The organism is Aurantiacibacter sp. D1-12 (assembly GCF_028858515.1).
In the GTDB taxonomy this organism is placed as follows: Bacteria; Pseudomonadota; Alphaproteobacteria; order Sphingomonadales; family Sphingomonadaceae; genus Alteraurantiacibacter.
Genome location: NZ_JAPJZJ010000002.1, coordinates 170,829 through 184,442, shown reverse-complemented (window position 1 = coordinate 184,442; position 13,614 = coordinate 170,829). Strand labels below are relative to the sequence as shown.

General features: G+C 60.0%; 16 protein-coding genes and 1 other RNA gene. 8 read left to right on the top strand and 9 right to left on the bottom strand.

What is annotated here, in order from left to right:
- The first annotated feature begins 67 nt into the window (after positions 1 to 67).
- The 5 genes from OOZ52_RS05025 to OOZ52_RS05005 all read left to right on the top strand — a co-directional run bounded on the left by OOZ52_RS05025 (position 68) and on the right by OOZ52_RS05005 (position 4,381).
- Positions 68 to 1,231: an SPOR domain-containing protein gene (locus tag OOZ52_RS05025; RefSeq protein ID WP_274697410.1), complete on the top strand. Its 1,164-nt coding sequence runs from the start codon at positions 68 to 70 to the stop codon at positions 1,229 to 1,231.
- Between the two features lie 75 nt (positions 1,232 to 1,306).
- Entirely contained in the window at positions 1,307 to 2,587 is a 1,281-nt protein-coding gene (locus tag OOZ52_RS05020; protein ID WP_274697409.1) for a DUF418 domain-containing protein, read from the top strand.
- Positions 2,588 to 2,674: 87 nt separating this feature from the next.
- Complete coding sequence (locus OOZ52_RS05015; RefSeq protein ID WP_274697408.1) at positions 2,675 to 2,866, top strand: (2Fe-2S)-binding protein; 192 nt, start codon at positions 2,675 to 2,677, stop codon at positions 2,864 to 2,866.
- A gap of 136 nt (positions 2,867 to 3,002) precedes the next feature.
- Complete coding sequence (gene bfr / locus OOZ52_RS05010; protein WP_274697407.1) at positions 3,003 to 3,491, top strand: bacterioferritin; 489 nt, start codon at positions 3,003 to 3,005, stop codon at positions 3,489 to 3,491.
- A 23-nt stretch (positions 3,492 to 3,514) separates the two neighbouring features.
- Entirely contained in the window at positions 3,515 to 4,381 is an 867-nt protein-coding gene (locus tag OOZ52_RS05005; RefSeq protein WP_274697406.1) for an alpha/beta hydrolase family protein, read from the top strand.
- Here the strand turns inward: OOZ52_RS05005 and der are convergent.
- The 3 genes from der to OOZ52_RS04990 all read right to left on the bottom strand — a co-directional run bounded on the left by der (position 4,378) and on the right by OOZ52_RS04990 (position 7,248).
- On the bottom strand, positions 4,378 to 5,880 hold the full coding sequence (gene der, locus OOZ52_RS05000; protein ID WP_274697405.1) for a ribosome biogenesis GTPase Der: 1,503 nt from the start codon (positions 5,878 to 5,880) through the stop codon (positions 4,378 to 4,380). The two genes, OOZ52_RS05005 and der, sit on opposite strands and share 4 nt — an antisense overlap.
- A gap of 61 nt (positions 5,881 to 5,941) precedes the next feature.
- A complete protein-coding gene (locus OOZ52_RS04995) occupies positions 5,942 to 6,379 on the bottom strand; it encodes a VOC family protein (RefSeq protein ID WP_274697404.1) in 438 nt (145 codons plus the stop codon).
- 119 nt (positions 6,380 to 6,498) lie between these two features.
- Positions 6,499 to 7,248, bottom strand: a complete 750-nt coding sequence (locus OOZ52_RS04990; protein WP_274697403.1) for a TorF family putative porin — start codon at positions 7,246 to 7,248, stop codon at positions 6,499 to 6,501.
- Positions 7,249 to 7,530: 282 nt separating this feature from the next.
- On the opposite strand from OOZ52_RS04990, the gene OOZ52_RS04985 reads away from it, so the two are divergent.
- Positions 7,531 to 8,346 carry a metallophosphoesterase family protein gene (locus tag OOZ52_RS04985; protein WP_274697402.1) on the top strand — a complete coding sequence of 272 codons (816 nt, stop codon included), beginning with the start codon at positions 7,531 to 7,533 and terminating at the stop codon, positions 8,344 to 8,346.
- Positions 8,347 to 8,361: 15 nt separating this feature from the next.
- Here OOZ52_RS04985 and rnpB read toward each other — a convergent pair.
- Positions 8,362 to 8,800: RNase P RNA component class A (gene rnpB / locus OOZ52_RS04980), an RNA gene on the bottom strand.
- 47 nt (positions 8,801 to 8,847) lie between these two features.
- Positions 8,848 to 9,459 carry a TetR/AcrR family transcriptional regulator gene (locus tag OOZ52_RS04975; protein ID WP_274697401.1) on the bottom strand — a complete coding sequence of 204 codons (612 nt, stop codon included), beginning with the start codon at positions 9,457 to 9,459 and terminating at the stop codon, positions 8,848 to 8,850.
- 116 nt (positions 9,460 to 9,575) lie between these two features.
- Here OOZ52_RS04975 and OOZ52_RS04970 point away from each other — a divergent pair, with 116 nt between their 5' ends.
- Both OOZ52_RS04970 and OOZ52_RS04965 read left to right on the top strand, forming a co-directional pair.
- Positions 9,576 to 9,893: a hypothetical protein gene (locus tag OOZ52_RS04970; protein WP_274697400.1), complete on the top strand. Its 318-nt coding sequence runs from the start codon at positions 9,576 to 9,578 to the stop codon at positions 9,891 to 9,893.
- Between the two features lie 2 nt (positions 9,894 to 9,895).
- Positions 9,896 to 10,273, top strand: coding sequence for an MAPEG family protein (locus tag OOZ52_RS04965; protein WP_274697399.1), 378 nt, complete (start codon positions 9,896 to 9,898; stop codon positions 10,271 to 10,273).
- A gap of 86 nt (positions 10,274 to 10,359) precedes the next feature.
- Here OOZ52_RS04965 and aqpZ read toward each other — a convergent pair whose 3' ends face one another.
- The 4 genes from aqpZ to OOZ52_RS04945 form a co-directional block, all read right to left on the bottom strand.
- A complete protein-coding gene (aqpZ, locus tag OOZ52_RS04960) occupies positions 10,360 to 11,079 on the bottom strand; it encodes an aquaporin Z (RefSeq protein WP_274697398.1) in 720 nt (239 codons plus the stop codon).
- 96 nt (positions 11,080 to 11,175) lie between these two features.
- Complete coding sequence (locus OOZ52_RS04955) at positions 11,176 to 12,057, bottom strand: DUF4350 domain-containing protein (RefSeq protein WP_274697397.1); 882 nt, start codon at positions 12,055 to 12,057, stop codon at positions 11,176 to 11,178.
- Positions 12,057 to 12,764, bottom strand: coding sequence for an N-acetylmuramoyl-L-alanine amidase (locus OOZ52_RS04950; RefSeq protein WP_274697396.1), 708 nt, complete (start codon positions 12,762 to 12,764; stop codon positions 12,057 to 12,059). The genes OOZ52_RS04955 and OOZ52_RS04950 overlap by 1 nt, the downstream gene beginning before the upstream one ends.
- Positions 12,764 to 13,417 (bottom strand): histidine phosphotransferase family protein, encoded by a 654-nt coding sequence (locus OOZ52_RS04945; RefSeq protein ID WP_274697395.1) that lies wholly within the window; start codon positions 13,415 to 13,417, stop codon positions 12,764 to 12,766. Before OOZ52_RS04945 ends, OOZ52_RS04950 begins: the two co-directional genes overlap by 1 nt.
- Between the last annotated feature and the right edge of the window lie 197 nt (positions 13,418 to 13,614).

Sequence of the window (13,614 nt, the reverse complement as noted above, 5' to 3'; positions counted from 1 at the left end):
CGCTTTGCTAATGTGGCGTTTACTATGGCAGTCTCGTTTCAACGTATCGCCACACGGGATCGCATGGATGTCGCTTAAGAAGACTGTTCTTGTCTGGGCCACCGGCTTCGTCGCCGCTGCCGCTATTGCCACGCCGCTTGCGGCACAGGTTCGCGAAGGTGTGGAGGCGTGGAGCCGCGGAGACTACGCTGCTGCGGTGGTTGAGTGGCAAGCGCCTGCTGCGGCGGGTGACCCCGATGCGATGTTCAATCTGGCGCAGGCCTATCGTCTGGGGCGCGGTGTGCCGCAGGACATGGCGCGTGCAGAAGAGCTCTATGCTCGCGCCGCGCAGGCCGGACATGTGCAAGCTGCCGATACCTATGGCCTCATGCTTTTTCAGGATGGTCGCCGCGAACAGGCGCTTCCCTATGTTCAGGGCGCAGCACGCCGGGGTGATCCGCGCGCGCAGTATCTGCTCGGTATCGCGCACTTTAACGGAGACCTTGTCGGTCGTGACTGGGTACGCGCCTATGCGCTGTTGTCTCTCGCCAATGCAGAGGGTCTTCCGCAAGCGGGCGCAGCGATCACGCAGATGGACCAGCACATTCCGATCGAGCAACGTCAGGCTGCTGCGGCGCTTGCCCGCCAGCTTCAGACTGAAGCGGAGCAAGCCCGCGCCGTAGAACTGGCAGCCGCCGACCTTGGAACGATGGGACCGCAAGTCGCGCAGTCTGCGCCTCCACCACAGGCGCGTCCGACGACCAGCCCGCGTGTACCGCGCCCGATCCCGACAGTCGAAGTATCGCCATCTGTTGCCGCTGCACAGGAAGCCGTGCGTCAGGCGCGGATTGCGACGGGTACCGAGGATCCGGGGGCTGCAGGCGCAAGCTTTGCTTCGTCCAGCCGGACGCCAACGCCACCTCCGTCACAGCCCGTTACAGTGGCCCGCACGCCAGAGCCAACGCCTCCGCCTGCAGCCCGCCGTCCGGAGCCTGCTCCCGCTCCTGCACCGGCGCGCACGAGCGGTCCGTGGCGTGTGCAGCTCGGCGCCTTTGGCGTTGCTGGCAATGCGGAGCGTTTGTGGAACCGCCTCTCGTCCCGTCCAGAACTTGCGGGCCGGGAGCGTTTGCTCATTCCGACAGGCCGCGTAACCCGTTTGCAGGCCGGTGGCTTCGCGACCCGTAACGAAGCACAGACAGCGTGCAACGCACTGCGCCGCGCGGGGCAGGATTGCCTCGTCACCCGTAACTGATCTTCTACAACTGCCCGCTTCCCAATTCCGCGGACCACGTTACAGTGGCGCGGGACGTGTGAAGGGGATCACAAGATGAGTGAAGTCGCGGCAACGCCGGATAGCGAACAGGAGAGCGTAACTCCGGTTGTACAGGGCAATCGTCTAGCCAGTCTGGATCTGATCCGCGGCATCGCGGTGCTGGGCATTCTGGCCGCGAATATCGTGTTCTTCGGGCAGCCACAGATGGCCTACATGTGGCCGGGCGGTTTTGTCTCCGATGCGGGCGATCCCGACTACTGGATGTGGATCACCCAGTTCACCCTCATCGACGGGAAGATGCGCGGACTGTTCACTATCCTGTTCGGCGTCGGTCTCATCCTCTTCATGGAGAAAGCCTGGGAGCGAGGGGCAAGCAAATGGTTGCTCGCGCGCAGGCTGTTCTGGCTGTTGCTCTTCGGGCTTTTCCATTTCCTGATGATCTGGCGCGGTGACATCCTCACCCTCTACGCTCTGGGCGGGTTTGTGGCTCTGGCGTTCCTCAAGATGTCAGGCCGCAACCTGCTGGTGATGGGCCTACTGACCTACATCATCGGCGGCACTCTGTTTGTCCTGTTCAACGCCTTGCCTTCGCTCGTGATGGACACTGGCGCCTCAGCCAACCCCAAGTTCGCCGAGATGGTCGTCGGGGTTGAGGAGGCTCAGGCCGAATTGCTTGGGGACGATGCGGCGGAAACCGTGATCCTGACGGAAGGAAGCTACCCGGAGTTTGTGCAGCACAATGTTTCCGAACATATCTCCGATCCCTTCGTCAATGCGCCGCTCATGCTGTTCTTCGAGACCGTTCCGCTGATCCTGATCGGGATGGGGCTCTACAAAGTGGGCATGTTCAGTGGCGCGCTGAACCGGCGGAAACAACTGATGTGGGGCTGGATCGGCATTGTGAGCGGGTCACTGTTGACCTTGCTCATCGGTATTGGCGTAGCTGCCAATGGGGTCACCTTCTGGGAAGGCGTCGCCGCACTCACCGGTTATCTCCATTATCCGAAGCTGCCGGTTGTGCTCGGTTTCGTCGCTATCATGGCGATCTATGGCGAAACGGCGAGCGGGTGGCTGGCAGAGCGTTTGTCCGCTGCAGGTCGCGCCGCCTTTACCAACTACCTTGGCACATCAGTCCTGATGATGCTCATCTTCCATCCTTGGGCCGGAGGCTTGTGGGGCGAGCTCTCGCGGCCCGAACTTTATCTCGTTGTGGCGATGGCATGGGCGGTCATGCTGTTGTGGTCCAAGCCCTGGCTGGAGCGATATCGCTACGGTCCGCTCGAATGGCTGTGGCGTTGCCTGACCTACGGCAAGCGCTTCCCCCTCAAGCGCTAGAGAAAAGTTGAGAATAATTCTCATTAGCCTTGTAATTGCAAGCGACTCGCATTAACAATGTGGGCGTCAACGGAGTTTTGCGCCCACATGTACACCTGCATCTGCAATGCGATTCGCGAATGTGATCTGCGCAAGGCAGCGCGCCAGTACGATGGCAACGCCGAAACTGTGTACGCGAAGCTGGGCAAACGTCCGCAATGCGGCAACTGCCTTGATGAAGCCGATGACGTGATCCGTGAAGAGCGTGAAGCGCTGATCGATCCGGCCTTCGCCGCCTAATTTCCCTAGTTCTGCTACGCATTCGCAATAGCGCAGATTTCTGCGCTTTTTCGCGTGTTTTTGGATGGCCTGCCCTTGCAATTCGCCCCGCTTCCGGCGTTTATCGCCGCCAACAGGAAGCAATGGAGTGTGACCCATGAAGGGCGACGCAAAAGTCATCGAATTTCTCAATCAGGCGCTCACAAACGAGCTGACGGCGATCAACCAGTACTGGCTGCATTATCGCGTGCTCGACGATTGGGGCGTGGCCAAACTTGCTGCTTACGAGCGCAAGGAATCGATCGAGGAGATGGAGCACGCAGACAAGCTGGCAGAGCGCGTCTTGTTCCTGAACGGGCTTCCCAATTTTCAGGCGATCCACAAGCTTCAGGTCGGTGAAACGGTCGAGGAAATCCTCAAGGCCGACATGGTGCTCGAAGAGAAAGCCATACCGCTGCTGCGTGATGCCATCGAATACTGCGAAAGCGTGCGCGACTATGTCAGCCGCGATCTCTTCGCCCATATTCTCGACAACGAGGAAGAGCACGTCGACTTCCTCGAAACCCAGTTCGATATGATTGAGCGCATGGGGCTGGAAAACTACGTGCAGTTGCAGAGCAAGGCTGCCGGAGACGGTGAGGGCTGACCACGCCGCGAGCACCCAAGACCATGGACGGGCCCCAGCCCGAAGAATTGATATTTCAGGCATCCGATGGATGGCGGCTGGCTGCTGACATCTACCGGGGGCCAGATCCTAACGCAGCAATCCTGATTTCTGCGGGCACTGGTTTTCCACGCCAGTTCTATCGCGATGTTGCGAGGTACTTCGCTGCCAAGGGCGCGGTAGTCATGACATATGACTACCGCGGGATTGCGGGATCAGCTGCTGAGGACCTCGCCACCTCCGATATTGATTTGCCGGACTGGGGATGCCTGGATCTTGCGGCAGCAATTTCTGCCTTAGCCGACGCCGCCCCTGACTTGCCGATCGGCCATGTCGCGCACAGCGTAGGCGGCCATATCGTTGGGCTCGCTGCCAACCACTCGCGGGTCAGGCGCCACGCGTTCGTGTCTGTCGGTACGGGCTTTTGGGGAGCGCACCACCGCCGTGACGTTCCGAAGGAGCTCTATTTCTGGTGGATTCTGGGCAACTACTCGCTGGCAAGGCACGGCTATATTGCGCAGATCGGTGGCTGGAATGGCGAGCCACTGCCGCCAAAGCTGTTCAAGACATGGCGGCGATGGAGCCACAGACGTTCCTATTTTCGCAGCGAGCTGAACAGCTATCTGGTGCCCAATCACTATTCTGAAATCGAAGCGCCTATCCGGTCATGGATTTTCCCCGATGATCCGATTGCAACACCTCGCGCAGCCCGCGAACTGCTGAAAAGCTATCCCAACGCGCCAACCGAAATCGTTATGCGAAAGCCGGCTGATGTGGGCGTCAAGCGGATCGGCCACGAAGGTGCATTGCGCAAAGGACGCGAACGACTGTGGGATGAGTTTTGGGATTGGCTGAACGAGGCGTGCGCCTAATCTCGCCCTTCGCCACCGCTGAACTTGCCGCCACCGCCGCGGTTTGAATCGTAGGGGTTCTTGGGGCTCTTCAAAGTCAGCCGCACCGGCACAGCACCAAAGCCCAGCGATTTGCGGATGCCATTGAGCAGGTATCGCTCATAACTGGTCGGCAGACTTTCCAGTCGAGAGCCGAAGATCACGAAGCGGGGCGGACGAGTGCCGACCTGCGTGATGTAGCGCAGCTTGATGCGTCGACCGCCAGGGGCAGGGGGCGGATTGTTTGCCATCGCATCGTCAAACCAGCGATTAAGCGCCGATGTCGGGACGCGGCGGCTCCAGTCGTCGCGCAGCTTGAAGGCGGCGCGCAGCATGGTGTCGATGCCCGATCCGGTCATGGCGGAAACGGCAAACAGCGGCACGCCGCGGAGCTGGGACAACCCTTCTTCAAGCGCGCTACGGATGCCGTTGAACAGAGATGATGCGTCTTCGGCCACGTCCCACTTGTTGATCGCGACCATCAGCGCGCGACCCTCTTCGAGAACCTTGCTGGCGATTTTGAGATCTTGCACTTCAAGGCCGCGTGTCGCATCGAGCAACAGCACAACCACTTCGGCATAGTCTACCGCGCGCAGACCATCGGAGACCGAGAGCTTCTCCAGTTTGTCGACCACCTTGGCGCGCTTCCGCATGCCGGCGGTGTCGATCAGTTTGATGATCCGTGTTTCGCCTGACTTGGGATCGTTCCATTCCCAATCGACCGCGATGGAATCGCGGGTAATGCCGGCTTCCGGGCCGGTCAGCAGGCGATCCTCGCCCAGCATGCGGTTGACCAGCGTGGACTTGCCCGCGTTTGGTCGGCCCACGATGGCGAGGCTTAGCGGCGCTTCGGGATCGTGCTCTTCCAGCTCGAATTCTTCGCCCGCCTCAGCTGCGGCAGCGGCGCGTGCGGCCAGTTCGTTCGCCGCGATCGCTGCGGCTTGCTCGGCTTCCAGCTCGAGCTGCTCGGCCCTCTCGCCAATCAGCGGGATCAGCGCAGCGTAGAGATCGGCCACGCCTTCACCATGCTCCGCGCTGACCGGAACAGGCTCGCCCAGTCCCAGCGAGTAGCCTTCCAGAATGCCGCTTTCGCCCGCATTGCCTTCCGCCTTGTTGGCGACGATGACTACGGGCACTTCCTGCTCGCGCAGCCATTGGCCGATTTCTTCATCGAGCGGAGTAAGCCCCGCGCGGCTGTCGTAAACGAACAGCGCGGCATCAGCGCCTTTCAGCGACACCTGCGTTTGTGCGCGCATGCGGGCGGGCAGACTGTCATCCTGCTCGCCTTCCCAACCTGCCGTATCGACCGCTTCGAATTCGAGGCCGAGCAGCCCCGCTTCACCCATGCGCCGGTCGCGTGTGACGCCTGGTTGGTCGTCGACCAGCGCCAACCGTTTGCCAACCAGACGGTTGAACAAAGTCGACTTGCCGACATTGGGGCGGCCGATGATGACCACCTGGGGGAGTTTGCGCGCTGGCATAATGCGGCGTCAGGTGGCGATATTGGCGGCGAAAGGCAAGCAATTGCTCACATGAGCGTGCTTACCAGCTGCCGGTATTCTCCATGCTCGCCCACGGTTCCTGCGGGTCAAGATAGCCATCCTGCAGCAATTCGATGCTGATCCCATCGGGCGTGCGGACGAAGGCCATATGCCCATCGCGCGGGGGACGATTGATCGTGACCCCAGCATCCATCAGCTTTTGGCACGTCTCGTATATGTCTTCGACGCGATAGGCGAGATGGCCGAAATTGCGGCCGCCATCATAGGTCTCCGGCGCACTGCCATCCTCTGGCGGCCAGTTGTATGTCAGCTCAACCTCGGCAACGCCTTCCTGCCCCGGCGTCGCCATAAAGATCAATGTGAAGCGGCCTTTCTCGTTCTCCATCCGGCGGACTTCCTCGAGCCCGATCAGGTTGAAGAATTTGACGGTGGCTTCCGGGTCGGTGACGCGGATCATGGTGTGCAGGTACTTGGGCATTATGGCTCCTGTCTCGCGCTTTGAGGCTGCGATATAGATATCCGCGCCGAATACGAAAGGGCCTGCACCGTTCCCGGCACAGGCCCTCCCGTTCCTCGCTTCGTGCGCTTATCTCGAGATCAGAAGCTCGCCGACAAGGTCAGCACCACCGAATCGTCGGTAAAAGTGCCGTCCGGGTCGATCAGCACGTCGCCTTCCACGCCAACAAAGGCAGCGCCGATGGAAAGATTGCTGCCCAGCGCTACATCGGCACCCAGCGCATAATCGAGCGCTTCACCGTCATTGGTGAAAGTCAGAAAGCCATCGGTGTAGCCAAGGTGGGCGTAGAGCGAGACCGGCGTGCCCGGGATGCCCGTGCCAAGATCGCCATAGACGTAGAAGTTGTCGGTCCCGGCAAGCGAATCCTGCTCGGGCGCATAGGCCACGCCAAGCGTAGCCTCGACCGGGCCAAGCGTGGTGCCGACCGAGCCATAGACCTCGACATAGTCGAAATCACCGGCACCGGCGTTGGGGTAGATATACATAATCACCCCGACATCGGTGGAGATCGCGCCGAATTCGCCGGACCAGCCGCCATAAATGTCGAGCTCTGTGTGGCCGTAGCCGACAGTGTCTTCATCAATGGAAGAGGCCCAGGTGCCGACATAGAAACCGGCAGGAAGGCTCAAATCGACACCGCCCTGAACAGCGATATCCCCGTCCGACAGTGAAACACCGCGGAACTTGTATTCGCTGACAATGGCAACGTTGGCCGAAACATCGACGCCGATCCCGTCGTCTTCCTCTTCCTGCGCGAAGGCAGGCGTGGCGAGGGCAGTAGTGAGTGCAAAAAATGATGCAGCCGCGAGGCTGCGTACGGACGTAAGCATGGGCAATTTCCTCAATTGCTTGTGGTGAACAATGCTTCGTCCCACCTGCGCCTTCGCGTTTTCAGCATCTTTGTTGTGCCAATTCGCGCGAAAACGACACAATCATGCACAAATTTGCTGCATCGCACAAGAGGCTGCGCGATTTTTGTTGCAGTGCATGATGATTGTGGTGTTTGAGCACCATATTCACCTATCCGACACACAAAGTGTGGAAGAAACGCGTTAGTTGGGGCTATCTTGTCCTGCGGTGCGTAGTTTCTATGTCACCATAACCAGAACGCGATGATCGAATACTTCAAATCCAAGCTCACCTCGTCGAAAGCGAAGGAAGACCAGCCCAAGGTGCCCAAGGGCCAGCGCGTCTATGCCATCGGCGATGTGCATGGACGGCTGGATCTGCTCGAGGCCCTTGCTCGCGATATCGAAGCCGAGATTGCCGAGGGCGAAGCCGAAAGCGTTGAATCTCTGATTATCATGCTGGGCGATCTGGTCGATCGCGGCCCGGATAGTGCGGGCGTTGTCGATTTCGTCAAGAAATGGCGTAAGCGCCGCGATGTCCGCATCTTGTGGGGCAATCACGAAGAGATGTTCGTCAAGGCTTTTGAAGATGAGGATGTGTTGCGGCACTTCCTCCGCCATGGCGGGCGCGAAACGCTGATGAGCTATGGTATGGAGCGCAAGGCCTTCAGCAAGAGCTCGCTGGAGGAGATCCAGGCGCTGATGGAAGCAATGGTACCTGCCAAGCACCGCAAGTTCATTTCGAACTTTGAAGACATGGTGCTGGTGGGTGATTACCTGTTCGTCCACGCTGGCATCAAGCCTGGTGTCCCGCTGGAAGAGCAGAAGAAGCGCACACTGCGCTGGATCAGGGAGCCATTCCTCAGTCACAAGGATCCGCACGGCCCGGTTGTGGTGCACGGCCACACGATCACCGACGAGCCTGTGAACGCGGGTAACCGCATTGGTATCGACACCGGCGCCTACGCCACCGGTCGCCTCACTGCTCTCGTGCTCGAAGGCAAGAAGCGCCGCTACATCGCCGCGCGTGAAACCAAGAAGGGTAATATCAAGGTTGAGGGCGCCCGCGTTTCTGCCTGATCAAGCACGCGGAGGTGTGCCGGGGAGCCTGTAAGCCGGGTTCTGTCCTGCAGCCGATATGCTCGCACATCAGCGCCGCAGGGGCAGCCATTCATCTAGGCGGTGGATTGCTCCACGCGCTCCAGCAACCAACCCGGGCCTCTCGGAGCGAAACGCTCCTGCCAGCAAGTGACGCGAGACCCCTATGCGGTCTTGCTCCGGGTGGGGTTTGCCATGACGGAGACCGTTACCGGCCCCCCGGTGCGCTTTTACCGCACCCTTTCACCCTTGCCTGTGACCTTTAGGGTCCATCGGCGGTATACTCTCTGTGGCACTTTCCCTGAGCTTCGGCCCTGAGGCTTTCACCCGGCGGGCGTTACCCGCCACCCTTGTTTCGCGGAGCCCGGACTTTCCTCGATCCCTTAACCCGCTCATCCTGAGCTTGTCGAAGGGTCGCGGCTGCCCGGCTCCCCGGCAGAAAGGCAGATAGAGGCTGGCTGCTCCGTAACCAAGTGAAATCGGTTAGGCTATGGCGTGCGCCGGTTCGCAGTCGAGCCATAGCGCATTGGCGTCGGCCAGCGCGGCCTCGCGAATCTCATTGGCAATCGGTTCGCCCGGCAGTGCGCGTGCGACCACCATGCCGCCGATTGTCAGCGCGGCCAGCGAGAGTGCGCGGCGCCGTGCTGCTTTATCGGTTTCGCCCAGATTGGCTTCATAAAGGCCAACCATCGCTTGCAGCAGATCACGATAGCTTTCGCGCACCTGCGGTCCGGAGCGCGCGACATCGGTCGCATAGGCAATGAGCGGACATTGCGCGTCAACCGCCTCGAGATGTTCGCGCGAGAGATAGGATGCAACCATCCGCTTCGCCATTTCTCGCTGGCCTGCGCTCGGGTCGACGCCCGCTTCGGATCGCCACTGCGCCCCGCGGCCTGAAAGGAAACTCGCCGTAGCAGCTGCGAACACCTCCTCCTTGCTTCGGAAATGCGCATAGAACCCGCCACGCGTCAGCCCTGCTTCTGCCATGAGCTGATCGATGGAGACATTGTCAAAACCGTAGCGGTTGAAGAGTTGCCGTGCAGCTTCGACAATTTTGCTGCGAACGCTGGCTTTGTGATCTTTCGAATAGGGCATGGCTTCTCCTTGAGGCGGTATCGAAGGCAGGCGTATCACACCGTCAAAATATGTTCTTGAACATATTTAGGTGGGCGTCAGGAAAGGGGCCGCATTGACAGATAAAGGAGAAATCAGTGCCCAAATTTGTTTTCATATACCGCAACGCCAACCCACCCGCGTCGCCCGAAGCCGCACAGCAACATATGGCCGACTGGCGCGAATGGTCGCAAAGCCTTGGCAAAGCTTTGATTAACCCTGGCATGCCCTTCGCCCAGACAGTCGCGGTGACTAAAGAGGACGCGACGGAAGACATCGGCGCGAATAGGCTCAATGGCTTCAGCGTTGTCGAGGTTTCTGATTGTCACGAAGCGCGCGCATTTGCCGAACGCTGCCCGCATCTCAACATTGGCGGTGACATCGTGATTGCCGAAGGCGTCGAGATGGAGATGTAGCGATGGAGGTTGCGATTCCCGTAACGACTGCATTTGTCTCGCTGTCAGCGATCGTCGTGTTCGCGCTGACCGGATGGATCGGTGTGCGGCGTGGTGCAACAGATATCCTGCGCGGACACGGTGGTGATGAAGTGTTGCAGAAACGCGTGCGCATCCATGGCAACTTCGTTGAAAACGCCCCTATCACAGCGCTGGTAGTCGGCGCGGCGGAAGTGATGGGCATGTCAAAGGATTGGCTATGGATAGCTGTGTTCAGCTTTCTTGCCGGAAGGATCCTGCATTACCTGTTGTATGACAGGAAGATCCGCGCTGCCGGTATGCTGCTGACGCAGGCGCCCGCCCTGCTGATAGGGTTATGGCTGCTTCTGCGTTTGGTTTGAAAAGGACACCACACCGGATGAGGGAACCGGGGCAATGTGCGCAAGCGCAACTTACCCCGGTTCCTGAAAATGCCGGCCGAGCCTTACTACTCGCCTTCGCCGCCAATCCCTTCGAGTGACTCGTCCGGTGAAAGCACCAGCTTCCAGATCAGCGCGCCGAGGGCGGCACCGATCAGCGGAGCAACCCAGAACAGCCAGACCTGCGATACCGCGGCGGTCTCTGCGTAGAAGGCAACGCCCGTCGAACGCGCCGGGTTGACCGAGGTGTTGCTGACAGGGATCGAGATCAGGTGGATCAGCGTCAGGCCCAGTCCGATGGCAATCGGTGCAAAGCCAGCAGGTGCCTTGTTCGAGGTCGAACCGAGAATGATCAGCAGGAAGAAGGCGGTAAGCACAACCTCTGCGATCAGCACGGCCTGCATCGAATATCCGCCTGGTGAAAGATCACCGAAGCCGTTCGAGGCAAATCCGCCCGCGCTGAACCCGTCTTGCCCAGATGCGATCAGGAACAACGTTCCCGCTGCGCAGAATGACCCGAGAACCTGTGCGATCCAGTAACCGGGCAATTCACTCCACGAGAAGCGTCCGCCAACCGCGAGCCCCAGCGAAACTGCCGGGTTGAAATGACCACCCGAAATTCCGCCAACGGCATAGGCCATTGTCAGAACGGTCAGGCCGAATGCCAGCGAAACGCCGACAAAGCCTATGCCCAGCTCCGGAAATGCGGCGGCCAGAACGGCAGAACCACAGCCACCAAAGACCAGCCAGAATGTGCCGAAGAACTCGGCTCCCAATTTACGTATCATGTTTGTCCCTCTCCCCTGAAAGAAGGAGGTGAACCTACTCCGACGTTGTAGGAAAGACGAATCCGCTTGTGTAAAAGTGCGTAACCGGCAGCGTTGCTAGATGCGCCCGGCGAGCCAATCGAGCACGTTGAGCACATAGGCTTCGTTGTCCGCTGACGTAACGCCGATACTTCGGCCTCCTGCTAGCTGCGACGTCAACATGGCGGCCTCTCCAGACACGACTATGCGGCCTTCGCCCCACGGCATAGCCAGCGCCTGTACTCGGTCGCCGACATGCGAGCCATCCATTTCACCGCTGGCATAGGCAGCTATCGACGGGCGATCAGGCACTTCAACAGCATCATCGGGAAGGAGCAGGAGTGGCGATGCACCTTCGGGCACGGTCAGCGACTGGCCAAGGAAGCTGCGAACCTCGCGCACTGCACGCTCCGCATCACGGTGCAGGATAGGATGCGATCCCAGATCTAAACCGGCGAAGTCGATGATACCCGATGTGTTGTTACGCCCGCCGATCACCACATAGCCATCCCCCATGGCAATGCCGAGTCGCTCGGCGACAGGCGCGGCAAAGCCACCGAACGGCGCATGATCGGCAATCAGCAGCAGAGAACCACCTTGCTCGACCCAGGCGAGAAGTGCGTCAATCTCGTCGTTCGTGGGTGACTGGAGGGCATTGCTCATCACCAGAATGTCGACGTCATCGAGCGCGTCAGCCGAGAACGCCATGTCGCTCGCGCGGACACTGAAGCCCCCGTGCTCGGCCAACACAGCAAAAGCGCCGAAGCGACCGTCAATCTGGTGAAAGTTGGCATGGGCCGCGTCCACCGCGACAACGGGGCCTTCCTCGTCGGTTTCCACCCTTTCGATCGACGGCTGATAGTCTGGATCGCCTACTTGCTGGGCCGTTGCCGCTGGCACGGCAATGAGCGTCACTACCGCGAACAGCACGCCGACAATGCGGTTCATCAGCTTCGGCATCAGCGTGCCAACCCCCGGTCACGATCCAGCAGGAGCTGGAACAGAATTGCGCGGATCTCTCCGTCGATCTGACCATCGATTCGAGCGGGACGCCAGCGGCGCTGGAAGGCTTCGACTGCCTTGTGGCCATCGGTGATGTCATATCCAAAGCGTTCGAGCGCAAGGTAGAAGCTTGCATCGTTGTCGAACACGTCGCCTTGTTCCAACTTCTCGGGACGGGGCAGGCAGAGCTTGTATTCGGCGAGGCGATCCCACGGGAACAGCTCGCCCGGATCGATCTTGCGGGCAGGGGCGACATCGGAATGTGCCACCACGTTTGTGCGCGGGATGTCGTATGCCTGCACGATCCGGTGCAGCAGTGGCACCAGCGCATCGATCTGTGCTTCGGCAAACTCGCGGTAGCCAAGCGCGTGGCCAGGGTGATCCAGTTCGATCCCGATGCTGGCGGAGTTCACATCCTTGTGGCCGCGCCAGTAGCTTGCTCCGGCATGCCATGCGCGCTTCTCCTCCGGCACTAGCCGGATCACTTCACCTTCTTCGGTGATGCAGTAATGCGCGCTGACCTCGGCCTCGGGATCGCACATCCGCGCAATCGCGGTCTCGACCGGCTTCATCTCGGTGTAGTGCAGCACCACCATCGAAATGGGGAGCTTGCGCTCGTTGCAGTTGGGCGAGAGCTGCTCGCGGTGGACCAGCTCGTCTGCCATCAGCCGATCATGCCTTCGCCATCGGGCATCACTGCACCGAGCACCAGAGCTTCGGGCGTATGAGCGTACTGCACTCCGCCGCCTTGTTCGTCGCAAAGCAACTTGATCATGTGGGCAGGGGCAGTGCGTCCGGAAAGGTCACTGTCCTCTAGTTCGCCGGACAGCGCCTTACCAACCACATCATCGAATGCGACCTTTGGGCCCGTGGCGCGGATCGCGATCTCGGTCGCGCCGTCCTGGCGTTCTGCGCCAACTTCCAGCGTGCCGCCGCGTACCAGGGTGTCGAGCCCCATGGCAGCAAGGTTGAGCAGCACTTTGACCGCAGGCTTGGAGAGGTTGGCTTCCGACACGCTCCATTCCAGAGTCAGCCGCTCATTGTCCGCTGTCAGCGCTTCCAGCAGGTCACGCGGTTCGTCCGACGGGACGGACTCGCCGAAACCACCTGCGGCACCATAGGCAAGCCGGAAGAACTTGAGTTTGGAGGCCGAAGTACGCGCACTCTGCTCGAGCAGCTCGAGACAGCGCTGGCGCATCGCCGGATCGTTCTCATCCGCCAACAACTCCAGTCCGTTGTTTAGCGCGCCCACCGGGCTCAGCATGTCATGGCAAAGGCGCGAGCAGAGCAGGGCGGCAAGGTCGGTAGAGGAGGTCATAGGTGGCGCTCAAATCCCGCTTCGGGGGCTAATGTGTTACACGTGTTACAGTGTTCTAGTAGAAATTATCCGCCCTTGCACGTCCAGCGAATTTACCAATGCAGCGGGACGGATGTGCGGCATATTTCATGCCTGCGCTCCTAGCCCCAAGCACACCTGTAGGAAAGGATGTAAACGGCATTCTGTGCCGATTTTGA

Excerpts from the sequence above, each read along its gene's own strand:
- OOZ52_RS05025 (WP_274697410.1), top strand. The coding sequence starts at position 68 with ATGTCGCTTAAGAAGACTGTTCTTGTCTGGGCCACCGGCTTCGTCGCC.
- OOZ52_RS05020 (WP_274697409.1), top strand. The coding sequence starts at position 1,307 with ATGAGTGAAGTCGCGGCAACGCCGGATAGCGAACAGGAGAGCGTAACT.
- OOZ52_RS05015 (WP_274697408.1), top strand. The coding sequence starts at position 2,675 with ATGTACACCTGCATCTGCAATGCGATTCGCGAATGTGATCTGCGCAAG.
- bfr (WP_274697407.1), top strand. The coding sequence starts at position 3,003 with ATGAAGGGCGACGCAAAAGTCATCGAATTTCTCAATCAGGCGCTCACA.
- OOZ52_RS05005 (WP_274697406.1), top strand. The coding sequence starts at position 3,515 with ATGGACGGGCCCCAGCCCGAAGAATTGATATTTCAGGCATCCGATGGA.
- der (WP_274697405.1), bottom strand. The coding sequence starts at position 5,880 with ATGCCAGCGCGCAAACTCCCCCAGGTGGTCATCATCGGCCGCCCCAAT.
- OOZ52_RS04995 (WP_274697404.1), bottom strand. The coding sequence starts at position 6,379 with ATGCCCAAGTACCTGCACACCATGATCCGCGTCACCGACCCGGAAGCC.
- OOZ52_RS04990 (WP_274697403.1), bottom strand. The coding sequence starts at position 7,248 with ATGCTTACGTCCGTACGCAGCCTCGCGGCTGCATCATTTTTTGCACTC.
- OOZ52_RS04985 (WP_274697402.1), top strand. The coding sequence starts at position 7,531 with ATGATCGAATACTTCAAATCCAAGCTCACCTCGTCGAAAGCGAAGGAA.
- OOZ52_RS04975 (WP_274697401.1), bottom strand. The coding sequence starts at position 9,459 with ATGCCCTATTCGAAAGATCACAAAGCCAGCGTTCGCAGCAAAATTGTC.
- OOZ52_RS04965 (WP_274697399.1), top strand. The coding sequence starts at position 9,896 with ATGGAGGTTGCGATTCCCGTAACGACTGCATTTGTCTCGCTGTCAGCG.
- aqpZ (WP_274697398.1), bottom strand. The coding sequence starts at position 11,079 with ATGATACGTAAATTGGGAGCCGAGTTCTTCGGCACATTCTGGCTGGTC.
- OOZ52_RS04955 (WP_274697397.1), bottom strand. The coding sequence starts at position 12,057 with ATGCCGAAGCTGATGAACCGCATTGTCGGCGTGCTGTTCGCGGTAGTG.
- OOZ52_RS04950 (WP_274697396.1), bottom strand. The coding sequence starts at position 12,764 with ATGGCAGACGAGCTGGTCCACCGCGAGCAGCTCTCGCCCAACTGCAAC.
- OOZ52_RS04945 (WP_274697395.1), bottom strand. The coding sequence starts at position 13,417 with ATGACCTCCTCTACCGACCTTGCCGCCCTGCTCTGCTCGCGCCTTTGC.